This window comes from Pseudomonas sp. S1(2024) (genome assembly GCF_046557535.1).
The window spans coordinates 42,481-63,568 of the sequence record NZ_JBKGFP010000044.1 but is presented as its reverse complement, the minus strand read 5'-3'; the positions used below and the strand labels follow the sequence as shown (position 1 = coordinate 63,568).

16 protein-coding genes and 1 tRNA gene are annotated in these 21,088 nt (G+C 62.0%); 5 read left to right on the top strand and 12 right to left on the bottom strand.

Features of this window, described 5'->3' with window-relative positions; translation table 11 throughout:
• Positions 1–66: 66 nt before the first annotated feature.
• Together ACLCGK_RS12460 and ACLCGK_RS12455 are read right to left on the bottom strand one after the other, a co-directional pair.
• On the bottom strand, positions 67–861 hold the full coding sequence (locus ACLCGK_RS12460; RefSeq protein WP_410952097.1) for a carbon-nitrogen hydrolase family protein: 795 nt from the start codon (positions 859–861) through the stop codon (positions 67–69).
• Positions 862–875: 14 nt separating this feature from the next.
• Positions 876–2,558: a flavin monoamine oxidase family protein gene (locus ACLCGK_RS12455; RefSeq protein WP_410952096.1), complete on the bottom strand. Its 1,683-nt coding sequence runs from the start codon at positions 2,556–2,558 to the stop codon at positions 876–878.
• 624 nt (positions 2,559–3,182) lie between these two features.
• Here ACLCGK_RS12455 and ACLCGK_RS12450 point away from each other — a divergent pair.
• The gene (locus tag ACLCGK_RS12450) at positions 3,183–3,473 is read left to right on the top strand and encodes a hypothetical protein (RefSeq protein ID WP_238067182.1); all 291 of its coding nucleotides are present in this window, start codon (positions 3,183–3,185) and stop codon (positions 3,471–3,473) included.
• 13 nt (positions 3,474–3,486) lie between these two features.
• On the opposite strand, the gene ACLCGK_RS12445 is transcribed toward ACLCGK_RS12450, so the two are convergent.
• Positions 3,487–3,948, bottom strand: a complete 462-nt coding sequence (locus tag ACLCGK_RS12445) for an Lrp/AsnC family transcriptional regulator (protein WP_013970574.1) — start codon at positions 3,946–3,948, stop codon at positions 3,487–3,489.
• A gap of 533 nt (positions 3,949–4,481) precedes the next feature.
• Between ACLCGK_RS12445 and nicB the strand changes: the two genes are divergently transcribed.
• A complete protein-coding gene (gene nicB / locus ACLCGK_RS12440) occupies positions 4,482–5,420 on the top strand; it encodes a 6-hydroxy-3-succinoylpyridine 3-monooxygenase (protein ID WP_410952095.1) in 939 nt (312 codons plus the stop codon).
• 73 nt (positions 5,421–5,493) lie between these two features.
• On the opposite strand, the gene ACLCGK_RS12435 is transcribed toward nicB, so the two are convergent.
• The 5 genes from ACLCGK_RS12435 to rpsU form a co-directional block, all read right to left on the bottom strand.
• Positions 5,494–5,570, bottom strand: a tRNA-Ile gene (locus ACLCGK_RS12435).
• Between the two features lie 16 nt (positions 5,571–5,586).
• On the bottom strand, positions 5,587–9,330 hold the full coding sequence (locus ACLCGK_RS12430; protein WP_410952094.1) for an EAL domain-containing protein: 3,744 nt from the start codon (positions 9,328–9,330) through the stop codon (positions 5,587–5,589).
• Positions 9,331–9,611: 281 nt separating this feature from the next.
• Positions 9,612–11,462, bottom strand: a complete 1,851-nt coding sequence (rpoD, locus tag ACLCGK_RS12425; RefSeq protein WP_013970578.1) for an RNA polymerase sigma factor RpoD — start codon at positions 11,460–11,462, stop codon at positions 9,612–9,614.
• Positions 11,463–11,529: 67 nt separating this feature from the next.
• Complete coding sequence (gene dnaG / locus ACLCGK_RS12420; RefSeq protein WP_410952093.1) at positions 11,530–13,512, bottom strand: DNA primase; 1,983 nt, start codon at positions 13,510–13,512, stop codon at positions 11,530–11,532.
• Between the two features lie 303 nt (positions 13,513–13,815).
• On the bottom strand, positions 13,816–14,031 hold the full coding sequence (rpsU, locus tag ACLCGK_RS12415) for a 30S ribosomal protein S21 (protein WP_003255575.1): 216 nt from the start codon (positions 14,029–14,031) through the stop codon (positions 13,816–13,818).
• Positions 14,032–14,235: 204 nt separating this feature from the next.
• Between rpsU and tsaD the strand changes: the two genes are divergently transcribed.
• Positions 14,236–15,261 (top strand): tRNA (adenosine(37)-N6)-threonylcarbamoyltransferase complex transferase subunit TsaD, encoded by a 1,026-nt coding sequence (gene tsaD, locus ACLCGK_RS12410; protein ID WP_410952092.1) that lies wholly within the window; start codon positions 14,236–14,238, stop codon positions 15,259–15,261.
• A 3-nt stretch (positions 15,262–15,264) separates the two neighbouring features.
• Here tsaD and plsY read toward each other — a convergent pair whose 3' ends face one another.
• Positions 15,265–15,834, bottom strand: coding sequence for a glycerol-3-phosphate 1-O-acyltransferase PlsY (gene plsY, locus ACLCGK_RS12405; RefSeq protein ID WP_004375186.1), 570 nt, complete (start codon positions 15,832–15,834; stop codon positions 15,265–15,267).
• A gap of 74 nt (positions 15,835–15,908) precedes the next feature.
• Between plsY and folB the strand changes: the two genes are divergently transcribed.
• Both folB and folK read left to right on the top strand, forming a co-directional pair.
• Entirely contained in the window at positions 15,909–16,265 is a 357-nt protein-coding gene (gene folB / locus ACLCGK_RS12400) for a dihydroneopterin aldolase (RefSeq protein WP_004375185.1), read from the top strand.
• The gene (gene folK, locus ACLCGK_RS12395) at positions 16,256–16,765 is read left to right on the top strand and encodes a 2-amino-4-hydroxy-6-hydroxymethyldihydropteridine diphosphokinase (protein WP_013970583.1); all 510 of its coding nucleotides are present in this window, start codon (positions 16,256–16,258) and stop codon (positions 16,763–16,765) included. The genes folB and folK overlap by 10 nt, the downstream gene beginning before the upstream one ends.
• Positions 16,766–16,990: 225 nt before the next feature.
• Here folK and ACLCGK_RS12390 read toward each other — a convergent pair whose 3' ends face one another.
• From ACLCGK_RS12390 to ACLCGK_RS12380, 3 genes are read right to left on the bottom strand one after another with little or no spacing between them, the layout of a single operon-like run.
• A complete protein-coding gene (locus ACLCGK_RS12390) occupies positions 16,991–18,097 on the bottom strand; it encodes a multifunctional CCA addition/repair protein (RefSeq protein WP_410952091.1) in 1,107 nt (368 codons plus the stop codon).
• Positions 18,098–18,152: 55 nt separating this feature from the next.
• The gene (locus tag ACLCGK_RS12385; RefSeq protein ID WP_013970585.1) at positions 18,153–19,721 is read right to left on the bottom strand and encodes a SpoVR family protein; all 1,569 of its coding nucleotides are present in this window, start codon (positions 19,719–19,721) and stop codon (positions 18,153–18,155) included.
• A complete protein-coding gene (locus ACLCGK_RS12380; RefSeq protein ID WP_013970586.1) occupies positions 19,718–20,989 on the bottom strand; it encodes a YeaH/YhbH family protein in 1,272 nt (423 codons plus the stop codon). Before ACLCGK_RS12380 ends, ACLCGK_RS12385 begins: the two co-directional genes overlap by 4 nt.
• Between the last annotated feature and the right edge of the window lie 99 nt (positions 20,990–21,088).

Sequence of the window (21,088 nt, the reverse complement as noted above, 5' to 3'; positions counted from 1 at the left end):
GCTTGGAACCGGTGCGGTCAAGGTGGGAGCTGGCTTGCCGGCGATTGGGCCGCACAGCGGCCCCTGTCAGCCCTTACGCAGGTGCAGCTCCTGACGCAGATCGCTCAGGTAAGGAAACGCCGCCCGCCCCTGCACCACCCGCTCATGCTCCAGCTCCGCCAACAACTGGCATTCGTCCCGCCCGGCCATGGCCAGCAGGCTGCCATCCGGGTCGATGATGCTGCTCTGCCCGCAATACTGGATCTCGCCTTCCGAGCCGCAGTAGTTGGCATACACCAGGTAGCACTGATTCTCCTGCGCCCGCGCCCTCACGGTCACCTGGCAGATGAAGTCGTACGGCGACATGTTCGCCGTCGGCACCAGGATCAGCTCGGCACCGTCCAGCGCCAGGCGCCGGGCATTCTCCGGGAACTCGATGTCGTAGCAGATCAGCAGGCCGACCTTCCAGCCATCCAGCTCCACCACCGGGAAGTGAACGGCACCTGCGCTGAACATCGAGCGGTCCAGCTCGCCGAACAGGTGGGTCTTGCGATAGTTGCTCACGCTGCGGCCGTGACTATCGATCAACTGCACGCTGTTGTAGATCGCGCCATCATCGCCACGCTCCGGATACCCGTAGACGATGGCGATGCGGTGCGCCTGGGCGATTTCCACCACCTCCATGGCCGCCGGGCCATCGGCGGCCTCGGCCAGGCGCTCGACCTGGGCCAGGCCGATGTTGTAGCCGGTCAGGAACATCTCCGGGCACACCAGCAAACTGGCGCCGCGTTCGGCCGCCAGTTGCGCCTGGTGGCGCAACCGTTGCAGGTTGCCGGGCACGTCGAGTGGCTTGGGCGAGCCCTGGAACAGAGCGATACGCATGCTGCCTCCTTGTCTCAGTCCGGCAGGGCGATCGGGCCGATTTCGTCGAACACGTCGCCTGGACCGGGGTTGTCCGGGTGGGTGCGGCCACCGAAGTGGTTCATGATACCCCACACCGCATTCAGCGATGTCTGTACCGCGCCTTCCACCCAGGCCGGCGTCCACGACACGTCGTCACCAGCGATGAACATGCCGCGCTGTTCGGCAGGCATGTCCTGCTGCATGAAGTGCGCGTACATGCGCTGGTTGTAGCGGTAGTGCCCAGGCAGCGCGCCCTTGAAGGCGCCGAGGAAGTGCGGGTCGGCCTCCCAGGAAACGGTAATCGGGTCGCCGATGATGTGCCCGGCGATGTCGGTCTTCGGGTAGATCTTCTTCAGTGCGTCCAGGGCCAGTTGCACGCGTTTTTCCACCGGGTGCGGCAGCATCTTCAGCGCATCGCTCATCCACGAGTACGACAGGCAGATCACCCCCGGCTTGTCGTCACCGTTGTCGAACAGGTAAGTGCCGCGGGTGAGGCGATCGGTGAGGGTCATGCTCATCAGGTCGCGGCCGGTTTCCGGGTCTTTGTCTTTCCAGAACGGCCGGTCGACCATGACGAAGGTCTTCGACGACTGCATGTAGCGGGTGCGGTCCAGGGCCATCCACATCTTTTGCGAGAACAGCGATTCCTCGCAGTCGATCTGGGTGGTCAGCAGCCAGGTCTGGCAGGTGGCGAGCACGGCACTGTAGTGACGGGTGTCGCCCCAGTTATCGGTGACCGCCAGGCGGCCATCGGCGGCGCGGGCGATGCGCTTGACTCCGGTACGCGGTGCGCCGCCATGCAGCCCGCTCAGGCTGGTGCCTTCCGGCCAATGCACGCAGCGCTCCGGTACATGGCGCCAGATGCCTTGCGGTACCTGCTCCACACCGCCGACTACCAGGTGCTGGTGGTCGTCGCAGTTGGTCATCACCACGCGGAAGATTTCCAGCATCGAGTTGGGGAAGTCCGAGTCCCAGCCGCCGGTGCCGAAGCCGACCTGGCCGAACACTTCGCGGTGCTGGAAGCTCAGCTGGGCGAACGAGCGCGAGGTGGCGACGAAGTCGTAGAACGTGCGGTCGTCCCACAGCGGTACCAGCTTGTTCCAAAGCTCTTTCAGGCGCGGTACGTCACGGTCGCGGATGGCCTGCTGGATGTCGGCGAACTGGGCACCGCTTTCCAGCGCGTCGGCCCAGGCATCGGCCACTTCGTGGAACAACTTGGGCAGGTCGGTAGGTGATTCGGCGTAGTAGGTCTGGCCTTCCAGGTCGATCACAGTGCTGCCCGAGGCCGGGGTCAGCGGGTTGGGGAACGGTTTGGTCTCCAGGCCCAGCTTGTCCACGTAGTGGTAGAAGGCAGTGGACGACACCGGGAAGCGCATGCCACCCAGTTCGGCGATGATCCCGTCAGTGCCGTTGAAGGTTTGCGAGCGCAGCCGGCCACCCAGCTTGGATGCTTCGTACACCACCGGCTTGAGGCCCAGCTTCATCAGCTCGTAGGCCGCCACCAGGCCGGCGATACCGGCGCCCACGATTGCCACTTCCTCACCATGGCGCTCGGCCGGGATGCTGCCCAGGCCTGCGGGGTGTTCCAGCCAATCGTCGAAGGCGAAGGGGAAATCCGGGCCGAAGATGGTGACGGGTTTTTTACCATCGGCGGGGTGGCGGTTTTTCTTGTTCATGAAGTGACCTTGCCAGAGAGGCTGCGCAGCGGGCGGAGCCTGAGTATAGGAGATGCCTGGGGGCCATTTTAGGGAGTAGGGTGTTCGTTATTAAGGTGCAGATTGTTGTCTGAATGTAGCTTGTATCGTCGAAATGTATAAGCAAGATAGCTTTATGACGAGCAGGAGACCTACCAATCTCAAGCACAGCATCGGCCCCCTGTGGGAGCGGGCGAGCCCGCGAAGAAGCCCCCGCGGTGTATGGCACGGGCTGCGCCCGTGTTCGCGGGCACGCCCGCTCCCACAGGGTCTGCGGCGGGCTTACCAGGGTGTGATCAGATAGTTCCTACACCCATACCGGGAAATAAAGAATTACCCTACGCCCCCTATCGCCTCGGTCTGGCATCGCGGGAATCGCTTCATCGTTAACTTCACTGGGTCGCCGGAAATTCGGCGATCGGGCGTGAGAACCCGCGGACCATTCTGGAGGCGCACTGCTATGGCAGCTGTGCGCGGGCAGGCTTTGCCTGGCCGGGTACGCGCCTCCAAGTTCGCCGGTTCTCACCTCGTGCATGGCTGCCACCCAATTCCCGTGAGAAGGATGCGATTGGCCGCCGATCACCCTTGTGATTTGGAGGCTATACCATGACCAAACGCTTACCCGACCAACCCGAAAAACTGAAACCCACCGCAGAAAAAACCTTCTGCAACTGCGAATCCAGCCATCCGCCATTATTCGCCATACGCCCCGACATCGACGCCGCAGACGCCTTGGTCCACGCCTGCCTGCTGGCCCGTGGCCTCAATCAGATCGCCACCGACTACGCCCAGCATCACGCCCCCGAGCGCAGCCGTGACATTGTCTGGTCGATGCAGCATTCCGCCGAAAGCCTTTCGGCGATTCTGGAAGGCCTGCTCGACGGTCAGGAAGCCTGACCGCCAGCCAGGTTCAGAACGGCTGCCCGCGGTCCACCTTGCTGCTGAGAATGATCGACGTGGTGGTCTTCTCCACCCCGTCGACACTGCCGATCTGGTCGAGCAACTGGTCCAGTTGCTCGGGCGAATCCGTACGCAGCCAGGCCACATAGTCGAACTCGCCGCTCACTGCGCACAGCTGCTGTACCTGGCCCATGGCACTCAGGCGCCGCACCACCTCCTTGCCCGAGCGCGGCTGCACCTTGATCCCCACATACGCCTGCAGCCCACCCCCCATCACCCGCTGGCCCAGGCGCACGCCATAGCCGGAGATGACCTTGTTCTTCTCCAACCGCTCCAGGCGCGAGTTGACGGTGGTGCGGGCGATACCCAACTGGCGGGCGAGGGTGGCGACGCTTTCGCGGGCGTTTATCTGCAGCAGGGCGATCAGCTGGCGATCGATTTCATCCAGCGTGATGGAGCGGGAATCCGACATGGCGAGTCTCTACGGTTGGCCCGCTAGCCTAGCCAGCCAGTGCTGGCCAGAGCAAGGGCAGTCACAGCTGGCCACGCTGACGCGGTCCCTTGTGGGAGCGGCCTTGTGTCGCGAAAGGGCTGCGCAGCAGCCCCAGCAATATTTGCTCAGTGCCGAAATTCCGGGGCCGCTTTGTGGCCCTTTCGCGACACAAGGCCGCTCCTACAGCCGCCGCGCCGGCATGTAAGCATCGGGCGCAATGGCAGAACTGCTCGATTGGTGCGGCAGGTCGAGGTGCGGTCCAGGGTGGGATAGGGCTCACAAAATCTAACGATTTATCGCTGTCTAGATAGCCATGCCTGAGCAGAGAATGGCCCTCTCACGAACGTTGTGTTTCGGAGGACGAGGATGCCAGCCTACCACCTTGCATCAGCTCCCTCATTGCGCAATACTGCCGACAACAACTAACCCTCACGACCGGCGTGGCATGACCATCTGGTTGGAGGGGGAAAAAGCCGGCTTAAGCCGGTTTTTTCGTTTCTGGAGTGCAAAAAATGCAGAGAAAGCTTGATTCTGAGCCTCTGCGCACTCGTATCTATATCGACGGCTACAACTTCTACTACGGCTGCTTGCGCGGCACACCGTACAAGTGGCTCGACCTGCTACCTCTCTTTGAAAAGCACATCTTGCCTTCCATACTGGTCACGGACAGCCATGGCCAGATCAGGGCATGGCGGCTCCTGGAATCCCCCTCGATCAAATATTTCACGGCAAAGATCATCGAGTCGGTCGCCCGTGCTGGCGATTCGGTGTCGTCACAAGCTCGCTACCACACCGCTTTGCGCAAGCTGCATGACGGTCGAATAGAGCTCATCGAAGGTTATTACGCCGTCAATAAAATGAAGGTGAAGATCGTCGACCCTGAAAATCCGGACAAGGCTCCGCGTGAGTGCCAGGAAATCCAGGCCTGGAAGGTGGAGGAGAAACAGAGCGACGTGAATCTGGCCCTCCAGGCTTACCATGATTCGATCACGGGGCAGGTTGACCATGCCGTCATCGTTACCAACGATACTGACATCGCTCCTGCACTTCAGATGATTCGTGCTCACACAGATGTGCGGATTGGCGTGGTTGTGCCGACGTCGGGGCAAAACCGCTCGGCGAATACCGACCTGATCAAGTTTGCGCACTGGAAGCGAGAGCACATCAATTCAGGCGAGCTTGCGGCCTGTCAGCTACCGAGAGTGATTCCAGGGAGGAAACCAACCATCAAGCCGGAGTCCTGGTATGGGCAACCTGAACTGCTGCAGGAAATTCTGGATTTGGCCATTCCTGTACGCGGAAGCAGGGCGGCAGCGTTCAAGTGGATGGAGCAGCCCAATCAGTTCCTCAGTGGTGAGCGGCCGATAGAGCTGGTGGAAACTGCCGAAGGTGCGACACGGGTTCTTCAGTACATACAAAGCTGGATAGCCCAGCAAGATGAGTTGCCCTAGTCAGGAGAACATGGCGACTGCAGTCCCCGAAAAGACAAAGGCCTACGTTCTGCAACGTAGGCCTTTGATTATCTGGTGGGCCCACACGGACTCGAACCGTGGACCAAAGGATTATGAGTCCTCTGCTCTAACCGACTGAGCTATAGGCCCTCAGTAAGTGGCCGGATTATAACGAGGGTTTCGCACCTGTGCCATCTGAAAGATCCGATAGTGCTATGCGAAGAAACGTCGCCGCGAATTCGTCAGGTGGCAGGGGCAGGCTGACGATGTAGCCCTGGATCTGCTCACAGCCTTCTGCCGCCAGGAACCGTTGCTGGGCCTGGTTTTCCACGCCCTCGGCAATGATGGTCAGCTGCATGCTGCGGCCCAGGGCGATGATGGCGCGGGCGATGGCGGCGTCATGAGGGTCGTCGGGCAGCCCGCGGATGAACGACTTGTCGATCTTGAGAATGTCCAGTGGCAGGCGCTTGAGGTAGCTCAGCGATGAATAACCGGTGCCGAAATCGTCGATGGCCAGCTGCACGCCCAGTTTCTTCAGCTGGTACAACACGGCCAAGGCTTCCTCTGCCTGGCTCATGATGAAGTTTTCGGTGATTTCCAGCTGCAGGTCACCGGCTGTGAGCTGGTAGTGCTTCAGCAACTGTTCGATGCGCCTGGCAAGGTGGGGATGGCGCAGCTGGGCGCCGGCGAGGTTTATCGACAGCGGGCCGAAGGGTTCGTAGTGCATCTTCCAGGCCTGCATCTGCCGGCAGGCCTGCTCCAGTACCCAGTCACCGATCTGGAGGATGGTGCCGTTCTCTTCCGCCAGGTGAATGAAGTGCTCTGGCGGCACTTCACCAAAGGTCGGGTGGCTCCAGCGTATCAGCGCTTCGGCACCGACCAGGCTCTGTGTCTTGAGGCTGAGCTTGGGCTGGAAGCACAGGCTCAGTTCGTTGCGCTCGATGGCGCGGCGCAGTTCGTGCTCCAGGGCGATGCGTTCGCTGGCCTGGGCGGTGAGGTCGAGGGTGTAGGCTTCGACGCGGTTACGGCCCTTGGCCTTGGAGCGGTACATGGCGGCGTCGGCGTTGCGAATCAGTGTTGCAACGTCGGTACCGTCCTGTGGATAAAGGCTGATGCCGATGCTGGCGCTGGTGAAGAACTCATGCTCGCCAGCCTGGAATGGCGCGTTGAAGCAGGTCAGCAGCTTGTTGGCGATGGCGCTGGCGTCACTGGGTTTGTGCAGGCCGGGCAGCAGGATGATGAACTCATCGCCACCCAGGCGGGCCACGGTGTCGACATCACGCACCTGCTCTTTCAGGCGTTGGGCGATGCCCTTGAGTAGCAGATCGCCGACCGGGTGGCCGAGGCTGTCGTTGATGTGCTTGAAACGGTCGAGGTCAAGGAACAGCACCGCGCCCTTGCGGTTGGAGACCTGCGCGCAGGTGAGCGCGGCCTGCAGGCGGTTCTCGAACAGGGCACGGTTGGGCAGGCCGGTCAGTGGGTCGTGGTGGGCCTGGTAGTCAAGCTTGGCCTGGGCGTGCTTGAGGCTGGAGATGTCGGCGAACACAGCGACGAAGTGGGTAATCTCGCGCTCGCTGTTGCGCACGGCGCTGATGGTCAGCCAGCCGGGGTACAGTTCGCCGTTCTTGCGCTTGTTATAGATCTCGCCTTGCCAATGGCCTTCATCGGTCAGCTGGTGCCACATGGCGGCATAGAACGCACTGTCGTGCTGGCCGGAGGCGAGCAGGCGTGGGGTCTGACCGAGGGCTTCGATCTCACTGTAACCGGTGATTTCGCTGAAGGCGCGGTTTACGGCACTAATGTGCTGGTCGATGTCGGTGATCAGCACGCCTTCGGCGGTGTTCTCGAACACGGTGGCGGCCAGCTGCAGCTTTTCCTGCATCAGATGGCGCTCAGTGATGTCGCGGGCGATGGTCAGTATGCAGTCGTCGCCAGCAATCGGCAGCGGCCGTGCAGAGAGTTCGCAGAGGCGAATCTGCCCGTCGCTGCGGCGCAGGTGGCACGTGAAGTCGCGTACGAAGCCGTCGCGTTTTAGCTGTTGGACCAGACGCTTGCGCTCGTTGAGGTCGACCCAGATGCCCAGGTCCAGCGAGGTCTGGTCGATGGTCGGGCTGAGGTCATAGCCGGTCAGGCGGCAGAAGCCTTCGTTCACTTCGAGCAGCAAACCGTCGCTCTGGCGCGACAGCAGCAGGCCATCGGGCGAGGCATGGAAGGCCTTGGCGAATTTCTCTTCCGAGGTTTGTAGCTGCTCCTGGGTTTCCTTGAGCTGGCTGATATCGCGTACCGCCACCACCAGCGCGAGGTTGCCGTCGAGTTCAAAGGTTTCGGCCGAGGTCAGGCCGGTGAAGAGTTGGCCGTTGCTGCGGCGGAAGCTCATTTCCAGGTTGCGGATACCGCCTTGGTGCAGGCGTTCGAGCAGCCGCGGGCCGTCGCCTTCGACGCCCCACAGGTTGAGCTCGGTGGCGGTGCGGCCAATTACCTGGCTCGGGGTGAGGCCGATCTGCTCTTCGAAGGCCTCGTTCACCTCCAGCAGGCAGCCATCGCTGTGGCGGGCGATCAGCAGGATGTCGGGGCACTGCTGGAACACCGAGGCGAACTTCTGCTCGGACAGGCGCAGGGCGTCCTCGGTGCGCTTGGTCTCGCTGATGTCGATCATCAGGCCACGCATCACCGGCTGGTGGCCATGCTCGATCATGCTGACGATGTTGCGTACCCACAGTGGCTGGCCATCGGCCCTGATCACCCGGTAGTCGAGGCTGTGGTCGCGGCCGGCGGCAGTCTCGCTGTCGCAGTAGGCCTGGGCCCAAACGGCATCCTCCGGGTGCAGGATGCTGCGCCAGAAGCCAGGTTTGAGCCAGTCGGCCAATGGGTAGCCGAGCAGGCCTTCTGCGTGGGGCGAGACGTAGCTGTAGGTGAAGTCGTTGGCGTCGGCCTCCCAGGCTATGGCGGACAGGCTCTCGACCAGGCTGCGATAGTGGTACTCGCTGCTGCGCAGTTCCTGCTCCAGGGCGATGCGCCGTGAAATTTCCGAACTGAGCCGGCGGTTGATGCGGATGACCGCTGCCAGCACGGCCATCAATACCAGCACCGTGGGCAGGCCATACACCAGCAGGTCCGACCAGAACATCCGTTGGTCGACCACATTGCCCACCCAGCGTTGCTGGATCTGGCTGACTTCGCTGCTGCTCATGTCGGCTATCACTTTGTCGAGAATGCCGACCAGTACTTTCTTGTCGCGCGGGGCGGCCATGGCCAATTGGTAGCGGTAGGGCGTTTCGCCGCTGACGTAGAGGCCGTCGAGCTTGAGCTGGCGCAGGCTCCAGATGCTTGAAGCGAGGTCACCGACCACGGCGTCCACTTCGTCGGTGGCCAGGGCCTGCAGGGTAGAGCTGACGTTAGGCAGGGCCACCAGGTTGAGGTCTGGGTGTTGGGTGCGCAGCAGTTCGTGCGGGGCGTAGTTTTCGACCACGGCAATCTTCAGGCCGTAAAGGTCGTCCAGGTTGCGCGGCTGTGCACCGCCTTTGTGGGCGAGGATAACGATGGGAAAGTCGAGGTACGGCCGGGTGAAGGCCAGGTAGCCTTGGCGCTCGGGGGTGGACATGATGCCGGGCAGCAGGTCGATGCGGCTTTCGCGTGCCTGCGCCAGTACCTCGGTCCAGCTGCTGGGTTCGACCGGTTTGAGCGTCACGCCCAGGCGTTGCTGGATCGTGGCGATGTAATCGGCGGCCAATCCCTGGTACCGGCCCTCCTGGTCGCGAAACTCGAACGGTGGCCAAGAGGCGTCTACACCCAGGCTTAGCTGCGGGTGGGCAGCCAACCAGGCTTTCTCCTCGTCTGTCAGGGTCAGGGCGCCGGCCGCTGTGTTCCACAAAATCAGGAGCAGCAACAGGATGGCCGGCATCAGCGGCATAGCGGCCTCACATTCAAGTGGTATGAAGTCGAGTGTAGACGGGCATTGCTGTAGGTGTGCGGTGGAAGGACGGGCTTTGTGTTCTGGCTGTCGGAAGGGGAAGGTAATGAGGAAATGGGGCTGCTGCGCAGCCCATCGCCGGCAAGCCAGCTCCCACAGGGATCGCGCAAGGCTGAAAGGTGGCGCAGTACCTGTGGGAGCCGGCTTGCCGGCGATGAGGCCAGAACAGGCAGTGGAAGGGCCGGAAAAGAAAAACCCCGGCCTGGGCCGGGGTTTTGTCTTCACTCGTCGAGGAAGGAGCGCAGATGCTCGCTGCGAGTCGGGTGGCGCAGTTTGCGCAACGCCTTCGCTTCGATCTGACGGATCCGCTCGCGGGTCACGTCGAACTGCTTGCCCACCTCTTCGAGGGTGTGGTCGGTGTTCATGTCGATCCCGAAGCGCATACGCAGCACCTTGGCTTCGCGGGCGGTCAGGCCCGAGAGCACGTCACGAGTGGCTTCCTTGAGGCTTTCGACCGTGGCCACGTCAATCGGGGACTGCATGGTCGAGTCCTCGATGAAGTCGCCCAGGTGCGAATCTTCGTCGTCACCGATCGGGGTTTCCATGGAGATCGGCTCTTTGGCGATCTTCAGTACCTTGCGGATCTTGTCCTCAGGCATTTCCATGCGCTCGCCCAGCTCTTCCGGGGTCGGTTCGCGACCCATTTCCTGCAGCATCTGGCGGGAAATACGGTTGAGCTTGTTGATCGTCTCGATCATGTGCACCGGAATACGGATGGTGCGCGCCTGGTCGGCGATCGAACGGGTGATCGCCTGGCGGATCCACCAGGTGGCATAGGTCGAGAACTTGTAGCCGCGACGGTATTCGAACTTGTCCACCGCTTTCATCAAGCCGATGTTGCCTTCCTGGATCAGGTCGAGGAATTGCAAGCCACGGTTGGTGTACTTCTTGGCGATGGAGATCACCAGACGCAGGTTCGCCTCGACCATTTCTTTCTTGGCGCGGCGGGCCTTGGCTTCACCGATCGACATGCGACGGTTGATTTCCTTGATCTCGGCAACGGTCAGGCCGGTTTCGGTCTCAAGGTCGATCAGCTTCTGCTGGCAAGCGACGATGGCAGCGTCCTTTTCACCCAGGGCGGCAGCCCATTTGGTGTTGCGCTTGGCCAGGTCACCGCTCCAGGTCTGGTCGGTTTCGTTGCTCGGGAACATGCGCAGGAAGTCGGCACGCGGCATGCGGGCGTCACGCACGCACAGCTGCATGATGGCGCGTTCCTGCTGGCGCAGGCGGTTCAGGGCGTCACGAACACGCTCTACCAGTACCTCGAACTGCTTCGGTACCAGCTTGATCGGCATGAACAAATCCGCCAGGGCCTGCAGGGCGTCGATGCTTTCCTGGTGGGTGCGACCATTCTTCTTCAGAACCTTGTTGGTGGCCTGAAGCTGGTCGTTGACCGCGCCGAAACGCTGACGGGCGACTTCCGGGTCCGGGCCGCTCTCGGCCTCTTCCTCGTCGTCACCGCTTTCGGATTCGTCCTCGTCGTCGTCGGACTCTTCCTTCGCAGCGGCGGCCTTGGTGCCCGGGATCGGCACTTCTTCGGTCGGCGCGGCGATATTGTCGTCAGGATCGATGTAACCGCTGAGAACGTCCGACAGACGGCCGCCTTCGCTGGTGACACGGTCATATTCGCTGAGAATGTAGTCGACAGTGCCCGGGAAGTGAGCGATGGCGCCCATGACTTCACGGATGCCTTCCTCGATACGCTTGGCGATTTCGATCTCGCCTTCGCGGGTCAGCAGCTCGACGGTGCCCATTTCGCGCATGTACATGCGCACCGGGTCGGTCGTGCGGCCGATATCGGTTTCAACTGCCGCCAACGCAGCAGCGGCTTCTTCGGCCGCGGCTTCGTCGGTGTCGGCTTCCGCCAACAGAAGGGCATCCGCATCCGGAGCACTCTCGAATACGTTGATCCCCATGTCGTTGATCATGCGGATGATGTCTTCCACCTGTTCCGGATCTGAAATATCCTCAGGCAGGTGGTCGTTGACCTCCGCGTAAGTCAGGTAGCCCTGCTCACGACCGCGGGTGATCAACTCTTTGATACGAGACTGCTGTTGCGCTTTTCCGGACATAACACCCTATCCACTGAAGGTCTTGGCGGGCAAAAAACAAGCCGAGGATTATACCCGAGCATGGGCCTCACGCGCCAGATGAGGTCGGCGTTTGTGCGGGAACATTCCGGCTCAGCAGGGCGAGGAGCTGGTTTTTTTCCTCGCTGGTCAATTCGCTTTGACGTGATTTCCTGAGCAGTTGTTCCAGGCTGCGCTCGCGTTGGCGGGCGGACAAGCTAGTTATAGTGTCGAAAAACTGTTGTTCAAGGTTGTCGGCCACGATCAGCCATTCCTTTTCCGCCAGGGCCCGCAGCAGGCGCCCCTGTTCGGTGCCGTGCCAACGTGCGATCAACTGCATTGAGCTTAGCCCAGGATTTTTCTGCGCGGCTTCGATCAGTGCCACCAGCAGCTGGCTGTACAAGTGTTCTTCATCGGCGAAGTGGCTGGCATCTTCCACCTTGCCGGCCAGCAGAGGGTGGTGCAGCAAGGTGCGCAGGGCGGCCAGGGTGGGTGGCTCGACCGGGGCCGGTACGCGTGGTGGTGCTTCGTCACGCTGCTGCCATGGCTTGCCACCCTTGCGGTTCTTGTCCCAGGGTTTGTCGCCCCATTGCTTCTTGCCAGCGCCCTTGTTCGGCTTCCACTCCTGTTCCTGATGAACGGGGGCGAAGTCGTGCTGCGGCATGTCGCCGTAATCGGGGGTATAGCTGGCCATGGCGTCATAGTCGTAGCCAGGGTCGTAGTCCGGCACGCTGCTGGTGGCCGGGGCGTGTTGCGCCAGTTGCTCGACCTGCTGCGGGTCGAGGCCGGTGATTTCCTTAAGCCGGTTGCGCATCAGCTGGCGCAGGTTGGCGCCGGGGATCTTTTCGATCAGCGGTGCGGCAAGGGTCGCCATGTGCGCCTTGCCTTCCAGCGAGCGCGGGTCGGCTTCAACGCTTAGCTGCTCGAAGAAGTAATCGGCCAGCGGCTGGGCGTGCTGGTTGATGCGGGCCATGAAGGCGTCGGTGCCTTCGGCGCGCACCAGGCTGTCCGGGTCTTCGCCTTCGGGCAGGAACAGGAAGCGCGCGCGGCGGCCGTCCTGCAGGTTCGACAGGGTCGACTCCAGGGCGCGCCAGGCGGCCTTGCGCCCGGCCTGGTCACCGTCGAAGCAGAACAGCACGCTGGGTACCACGCGGAACAGGCGCTTGAGGTGCTCTTCGCTGGTGGCGGTGCCGAGGGTGGCCACGGCGTTGCGCAGGCCCTGCTGGGCCAGGGCAATGACGTCCATGTAGCCCTCGACGACGATGATTTCGTCGAGGTTGCGGTTGTGCTTGCGTGCCTCGTACAGGCCGTAGAGTTCCTGGCCCTTGTGGAACACCGGGGTTTCCGGGGAGTTCAGATACTTGGGCTTGTCGTCGCCGAGCACTCGGCCACCAAAGGCGATGATGCGTCCGCGGCTGTCGCGGATCGGGAACATCACCCGATCGCGGAAACGGTCGTAGCGCTTGCCGCTTTCGGCGTTTTCGATCAACAGGCCGGCATCGATCATCACCTTCTGCTGCAAGGTGTCGGCACCCAGGTGCTTGAGCAGGTTATCCCAGCCTGGCGGGGCGAAGCCCAGGCCGAAGTCACGGGCGATTTCCCCGGACAGGCCGCGGCCCTTGAGGTAATCCACCGCTGCCTTGCGGGTCGGGTGGCTGCGCAGGGCCTGGCGGTAGAACTCCGAGGCGGCGTCCAGCAGCGGGTACAGCGGCGAATCGGTTGGCTGGCGCGGCTTGTGGTCGCGGCGACCTTGCTCGCGGGGTACTTCCATGCCGGCGGCGCGGGCCAGCTCCTCGACCGCCTGGGGGAAGTCCAGGTTGTCGTGGTCCATTACGAAGCCCAGGGCGTTGCCGCCGGCGCCGCAGCCGAAGCAGTAGTAGAACTGCTTGTCGGGGCTGACCGTGAAGGAAGGGGTTTTTTCCTTGTGGAACGGGCAGCAGGCGGAATAGTTCTTGCCGGTTTTTTTCAGCTGGACGCGCGAACTCACCACGTCGACGATGTCGAGGCGGTTGATAAGGTCGTCAATGAAACTCTGGGGAATCAGCCCGGCCATGGCAGTCTCGTCATCTGGCAGCTGGCAAGTCTAATCGCTCACGCGCCGAATGGGGCGAGTGCCGCTTGGGAAAGTGCGAGGGAATGTGTGCTCGTCGCCAGCCCCTGAGGGCTCGTCAGTCGGACGTGCACGTCTGGTCATACAACAAGGAGGACCAGCTCTGACGTTTCAGGCAGGTTGCCCATGTGCAGTTCGCATGAAGCTTGTGCAGGGCCTTGAGCTAGCTGCTCAAGTTTGAAGCGACCACTGCCATCGCCCGGCGGTTAGCCGGGCAGGGCAGAAGCTTTGCGTAGAACGTCTGTATTAGTACAGACGAACGGCGCGGCGCTGTTCGCGCTGAACTTTCTTGGCGTGACGCTTAACAGCAGCAGCTGCTTTGCGCTTACGCTCGGCGGTCGGCTTCTCGTAAAACTCGCGGCTACGAACTTCAGCCAGTACACCGGCTTTTTCGCAGGAGCGCTTGAAACGACGCAGAGCTACGTCGAAGGGTTCGTTCTCTTTAACTTTGACGGCTGGCATCCAGGGCTACCTTAATTCATTACCGGGGTAGACGTGCTCCTGGCAAAACAAAGGTGTGCTGGAGAACGTCGGTTTTCAAGGGTTGCGGATGTTAACCCTTAGCAAGCCGGAATGCAAAGCCTCTGATCGAAAACCGCTGGTCGGCATCCGACACGGGGACTATCATGCGCGGCTTCGAATTCAGCCCCCACAAGGGACGAACCCATGCTAGTACTGGGATTGGAAACATCCTGCGACGAAACTGGCGTCGCATTATACGACAGCGAACGCGGTTTGTTGGCCGACGCGCTGTTCAGCCAGATCGACCTACACCGCGTGTTCGGCGGTGTGGTGCCTGAGCTTGCCTCGCGCGACCACGTCAAGCGCATGCTGCCACTCATCCGCCAGGTGCTGGATGAGGCCGGCTGCGTCGCCACCGAAATCGACGCCATCGCCTACACCGCGGGCCCTGGCCTGGTCGGTGCCCTGCTGGTGGGGGCCTCCTGTGCCCAGGCGCTGGCCTTTGCCTGGGACATCCCGGCGATTGGCGTACACCACATGGAAGGCCACCTGCTGGCACCCATGCTGGAAGAAAACCCGCCGGAGTTTCCGTTCGTCGCTTTGTTGGTTTCTGGTGGCCACACGCAGTTGGTGCGGGTCGATGGCATCGGCCAGTACGAGCTGCTAGGCGAGAGCCTGGACGACGCCGCCGGCGAAGCGTTCGACAAGACCGCCAAGCTGATCGGCCTGAACTACCCCGGTGGCCCGGAAATCGCCCGCCTGGCCGAGCGCGGCGTGCCTGGCCGCTTCGTGTTCCCGCGGCCGATGACCGACCGCCCGGGCCTGGAGTTCAGCTTCAGCGGCCTGAAAACCTTTGCCCTGAACACCTGGCAGCAGTGCCGCGATGCCGGCGACGACAGTGAGCAAACCCGTTGCGACCTGTCCCTGGCATTCCAGCAGGCGGTGGTGGAGACTTTGACCATCAAGTGCAAGCGGGCGTTGAAACAGACTGGCCTCAAGCGCCTGGTCATTGCCGGTGGCGTCAGCGCCAACAAGGCACTGCGTGCGTCCCTCGAGGGCATGCTCGGCAGCATCAAGGGCAACGTGTACTACGCGCGCCCGCAGTTCTGTACCGACAACGGTGCGATGATCGCCTATGCCGGCTGCCAGCGGTTGTTGGCCGGGCAACAGCAAGACCTGGCAATCAGTGTGCAGGCACGCTGGCCGATGGAGCAGTTGCCGCCGCTTTAAGCTTCAGAAGTGCCGTTCGCGGCCTGCGAACAGGTCGCGCAGGTTGCTGCGATGGCGCCATACGATCATTGCCGTCAACACAGTGATCGGCAGCAGGGCCTCTGGCTCGCGCCAGGCCAGCAACGGCAAGGTCAGTGGTGTGGCGATCAGTGCCGCCAGCGAACTGGTGCGGGTGAGGTAGAAAGTCAGCAGCCATGCGCCGATGGCCAGCAGCGCGGCTGGGAAATACAGGGCCATGAGCATGCCGGCGGCGGTTGCCACGCCCTTGCCGCCCTGGAAGCGGAAGTACAGCGGGAACAGGTGGCCCAGCACTGCGCAAACGCCAATCCAGGCCTGCGCTTGCAGGTCCAGGCCGGCGCCGCGGGCAAGCAATACCGGCAACAGGCCCTTGCACAGGTCGCCAAGCAGGGTCAGGATCGCCAGTTTGCGGCCTGCCAGGCGTAGCATGTTGGTAGCGCCGGCATTGCCTGAACCGCTGGAACGCGGGTCCGGGCTGCCCGTAAGGCGGCTGAGGACGATGGCGAAGGACAGCGAGCCAAGCAGGTAGGCGAGCAACGCCAGTAACCAAAACATGCTAACTATTCCGGGCGAGGACGCCCTGATTCTAACGGCGCCAGTCGCCCTTGTCGTGCTGTGGAGAGAAGTGCTTGGACAGAGTGTTCATCGAAGGCCTGGAAGTCGATACCGTCATCGGTGCCTATGACTGGGAGCGGGATATTCGCCAGTGCTTGCGCCTGGACCTGAGCTTTGCCTGGGATAACCGCCCGGCTGCGGCGGGTGACGACCTGAACCTGGCGCTGGATTATGCCAGTGTGTCGGCCCGTATCCAGGCGTTTGCCGAACAGGCGCGTTTCGAGTTGGTTGAAACTTTCGCCGAGCGCCTGGTGGCGACGTTGATGGAGGAGTTCCACATCCCGTGGGTGCGGTTGAAGCTGACCAAGCCGGGTGCGGTACCGGCGGCCCGTGGCGGTGTTGGCGTGGAGATCGAGCGCGGATGTCTCTGAGCACGGTTTACCTGGGCCTTGGCAGCAACATTGATCGCGAGGTGCATTTGTGCGCCGGGCTCGATGCGTTGGCAGGCATCCTGACCGACATGCGCTGCTCGCCGGCGTTCGAAAGCCAGGCGGTGGGGATCAAGAGCGGTCCGTTCATCAACTTCGTGGTGACTGGGCAGACTGCGTTGCCGTTGATCGAACTGGACCGCCGGTTGAAGTTCATCGAGGCCGACAATGGCCGCTATGCCCCGGACCGCAAGGGGCTGCCGCTGGATATCGACGTGCTGATGTATGACGACTTGCACGGCACGTTCGATGGGCTGGTGTTGCCTCGGGCCGAGATCCTGAAGAACGCCTTTGTGCTGTGGCCACTGTCGCTGCTGGCGCCGGAGCTTGTGCATCCGGGGGTAGGCAAGACAATGGCGCAGTTGTGGCAGGAGGCGCGGATTGATCAGGTGCTGGCGCCGGTTGCCTTTGAGTGGCGTGGGTTGCAGCTGACTCCCGCGTAAGCCTGTTCCGGCCCTTTCGCGGCTAAAGCCGCTCCCACGGGGATCGCACACTTGGCATCATGCGATCCCTGTGGGAGCGGGCGAGCCTTAATGCCGGTCAGTTAAGCAAATTGGGGCCGCTTTGCGGCCCTTCGCGGGCTTGCCCGCTCCCACAGGTTAGGTGCGAGGCTCGGAAAATGTGCAGTTCCTGTGGGAGCGGGCGAGCCCGCGAAAGGGCCGGTATGTTCAACCGAGCTTGTAAGCCTCGAGGACTTTCAGCCGCTCACCTTTGAGCGCTTCACCCAAGGCCTGGCCAGTCAGCCCTGCCTGCACCAACGGCTTGACATCCACTGCCCGCGCCGCCGCCGCTGCCCCTCGCAGGTAGTCGGCCTGTGGATAACCCGCTTTGCCCTCGCCCAGCGCTGTCATCTCGCAAGCGATCAGGAAGTCTTCGAACCGCTGTGGCCGCCGGTACACATCGAACTTCTGCAACAGCTCCAGCAGTGTCGTGGCAGGCAGCTCCTGCGCCTGGTTGCCCAGCTTCAGGCACTCACCCGTCAGCAGCGCCAGCTCCTGGCACTCCCGCGGCGCCTTCAGGCGCTGGTTGATGGCTTTGATCGCGGCTGATGCCAGCGACTGCAGCAGGCAGGCCCAGCGTACATGCAGGGGCTTTTCATGCATTGCCGCCTGTTCCAGCGCCGCCAGGGCCTGGGGGGCGTCACCAAGCTCTGGCAGCAGCTCCTGCAGGGCCCCACAAGCATGCAGCACCTGGAAGAACACCTGCGGCTGCGCCTCCATCAGCGCCCGCTCGATTTCCTTCCAGCTGCGCTCGGCGGTCAGCGCCTGCAATTCGCCAGAGGCACTGATCTGACGCATCAGCTCAAGCGTCTCATCGGCAACCCGGAATCCCAGCGGTGCATAACGGGCAGCAAAGCGCGCGACACGCAGTACGCGCAACGGATCTTCGGCGAATGCCGGGGAAACATGGCGTAAAATGCGTTGATCGATATCGTCCTGGCCATGATAGGGATCGTATACCGTACCCGTCTCGTCCTCGGCCATTGCATTGATGGTCAGGTCACGACGGATCAGGTCTTCTTCCAGGGTCACATCGGGGCTGGCGTGGAAAGTGAAGCCGCCGTAGCCACGCCCGCTCTTGCGCTCGGTGCGCGCCAGGGCGTATTCCTCGCCGGTTTTCGGGTGCAGGAACACCGGGAAATCAGCGCCGACCGGTCGAAAGCCCTTGGCGTGCATTTCCTCGACCGTGGCGCCGACCACCAGCCAGTCGATATCGCTGACAGGGCGGCCGAGCAGGCGGTCGCGCACGGCGCCGCCGACTTTGTAGATGTGCATGTGCAGCTCTCCATAACTGCCGACAGGATAACCCGTCGGCAGCCTTGAAGTTGCACTAGAGGTGGTGAATGACAGCCAGATCCATGCGGCCATAGTCGGCGCTTTCGCCGTGCTCGCCGCGTGGTGGCATGTGGTGGGTTTTCATCACCTGCTCGCCCTGGACGGTCTCCAGGTGGATGTCGAAGCCCCACAGGCGGTGCAGGTGCTTGAGCACTTCATCGGTAGAATCGCCCAGCGGTTTGCGGTTGTGTTGCTGGTGACGCAAGGTCAGCGAGCGGTCGCCGCGGCGGTCAACGCTCCAGATCTGCACGTTCGGTTCGCGGTTGCCCAGGTTGTACTGCGCCGCCAATAGTTCGCGAATGGTCCGGTAGCCGGCCTCGTCGTGGATGGCAGGTACATACAGGTCGTCGCGCTGGTCGTCATCGAGGATGCTGAACAGCTTCAGATCGCGAATGACCTTCGGCGACAGGTACTGCAGGATGAAGCTCTCGTCCTTGAAGCTGCTCATGGCGAACTTGATGGTAGAAAGCCAGTCGCTGCCGGCAATGTCGGGGAACCAGCGCCGATCTTCTTCGGTCGGGTTTTCGCACATGCGGCGGATGTCGGTATACATCGCAAAGCCCAGTGCGTAGGGGTTGATGCCGTTGTAGTAGGGGCTGTCGAAGCCGGGCTGGAATACCACGCTGGTGTGCGACTGCAGGAACTCCATCATGAAGCCTTCGGTGATCAGCCCCTCGTCGTACAGGTCGTTCATCAGCGTGTAGTGCCAGAATGTCGCCCAGCCTTCGTTCATCACCTGGGTCTGGCGCTGCGGGTAGAAATACTGGGCGATCTTGCGCACGATGCGCACCACTTCACGTTGCCAGGGCTCCAGCAGCGGGGCGTTCTTCTCGATGAAATACAGGATGTTTTCCTGCGGTTCGGCGGGGAAGCGCGCATCATCTCGCTCGTTACCCTTGTCGGCGCTCTTCGGAATGGTCCGCCAAAGGTCATTGATCTGCCGCTGCAGGTGCTCCTCGCGTTCCTTCTGCCGCCGCCGCTCCTCTTCGGCGGAAATCGGATAAGGCCGCTTGTAACGGTCGACGCCGTAGTTCATCAGGGCGTGGCAGGAGTCGATCAGGTCTTCCACGGCATCGATGCCATGGCGCTCTTCACACTGGGCGATGTACTGCTTGGCGAACACCAGGTAGTCGATGATCGAGCTGGCGTCGGTCCAGGTGCGGAACAGGTAGTTGCCCTTGAAGAAACTGTTATGGCCGTAGCAGGCATGGGCAATCACCAGTGCCTGCATGCACATGGTGTTTTCTTCCATCAGGTAGGCGATGCACGGGTCGGAGTTGATCACGATCTCGTAGGCCAGGCCCATCTGGCCACGGCTGTAGGACTTCTCCGTGCTGAGGAACTGTTTGCCGTAGGACCAGTGGTGATAACCCAGCGGCATGCCGACCGAGGCGTAGGCGTCCATCATCTGTTCGGCGGTAATGACCTCGATCTGGTTGGGGTAGGTGTCCAGGGCGTAACGCTCGGCCAGGCGGCTGATTTCCCGGTCGTAGGTCTGGATCAGTTCGAACGTCCACTCGGACCCGGTGGAAATAGGTTGGCGTCTCTGTGCTCTGGCGGTCATGTGGCTAACCTGCGCTGGAAGAGTTCACGGAAGACCGGGTAGATATCGCCGGCCGATACCAACTGCTGCTGGGCGAACGTGTCGGGGAAGGCTTCGCCGATGCGCTCGTATTCGTACCACAGCGCCTGGTGTTCACGCGGGGTGATTTCAACGTAAGTGTAGTACTGCACATGCGGCATGATCTGCTTGGCCAGGATGTCACGGCAGATCGGCGAGTCGTCGTTCCAGTTGTCGCCGTCGGAGGCCTGGGCGGCGTAGATGTTCCAGTCGCTGGCCGGGTAGCGTTCGGCCATGACCTCCTGCATCAGCTTCAGCGCGCTGGAAACGATGGTGCCGCCGGTTTCCCGCGAATAGAAGAATTCTTCCTCGTCGACTTCACGTGCGCTGGTGTGGTGGCGGATGAACACCACTTCGATGCGGTCGTAGTTACGCTTGAGGAACAGGTACAGCAGGATGAAGAAGCGCTTGGCGATGTCCTTGGTGGCCTGGGTCATCGAGCCGGACACGTCCATCAGGCAGAACATCACAGCCTTGGAGCTGGGGTTGGGCTGCTTGACCAGCAGGTTGTACTTGAGGTCGAAGGTGTCGAGGAAGGGCAGGCGGTTGATGCGTGCCTTCAGGCGTTCGATCTCGTGTTCGACTTCCTGGATATCGGTGAAGTTGTCTGGCTCCTCGACCTTCAGGCGGGCGAGTTCCTTCTGTGCTTCGCGCAGCAGTGCGCGGCTGCTGCCGGTCAGGGCGATGCGCCGGGCATGGGCCGAACGCAGGGTGCGCACGATGTTGATGCGTGACGGGTTGCCTTCGTTGGCGATACCGGCGCGCACGGTCTTGAAAGTGTCGGCCCCGGTCAGGTGACGTTTGACCAGGTTGGGTAGCTCGAGGTCCTCGAACATGAACTCGAGGAATTCTTCCTGGGTGATCTGGAATACGAAGTCGTCCATGCCTTCGCCGGAGTTGCCGGCCTTGCCGCGGCCGCTGCCACCGCCGCCGCCTTGTGGCCTTGGGATGTGTTCACCGGCAGTGAATTCCTTGTTGCCTGGATGCACGATGGTCTGCTTGCCCCCGCGACCATGGTGCAGCACCGGTTCGTCGATGTCGCGCCCCGGAATGCTGATCTGCTCGCCATGTTCCATGTCCATGATGGAACGGCGGCTCACCGCCTCTTCGACGGCTTTCTTGATGTGTTCGCGGTACCGCCGCAGGAAGCGCTGGCGGTTCACCGTGCTCTTGTTCTTGCCGTTCAGGCGTCGATCTATAACGTAGCTCATGGTCCCTCCGGTAGCTGGGAACAGCTGCACGCTTCAAGCTACGAGCTGCTGCATATAAAGGCAGCAAAGCAGCTGCCGCCGCCCAGGGCTGGCATAGCA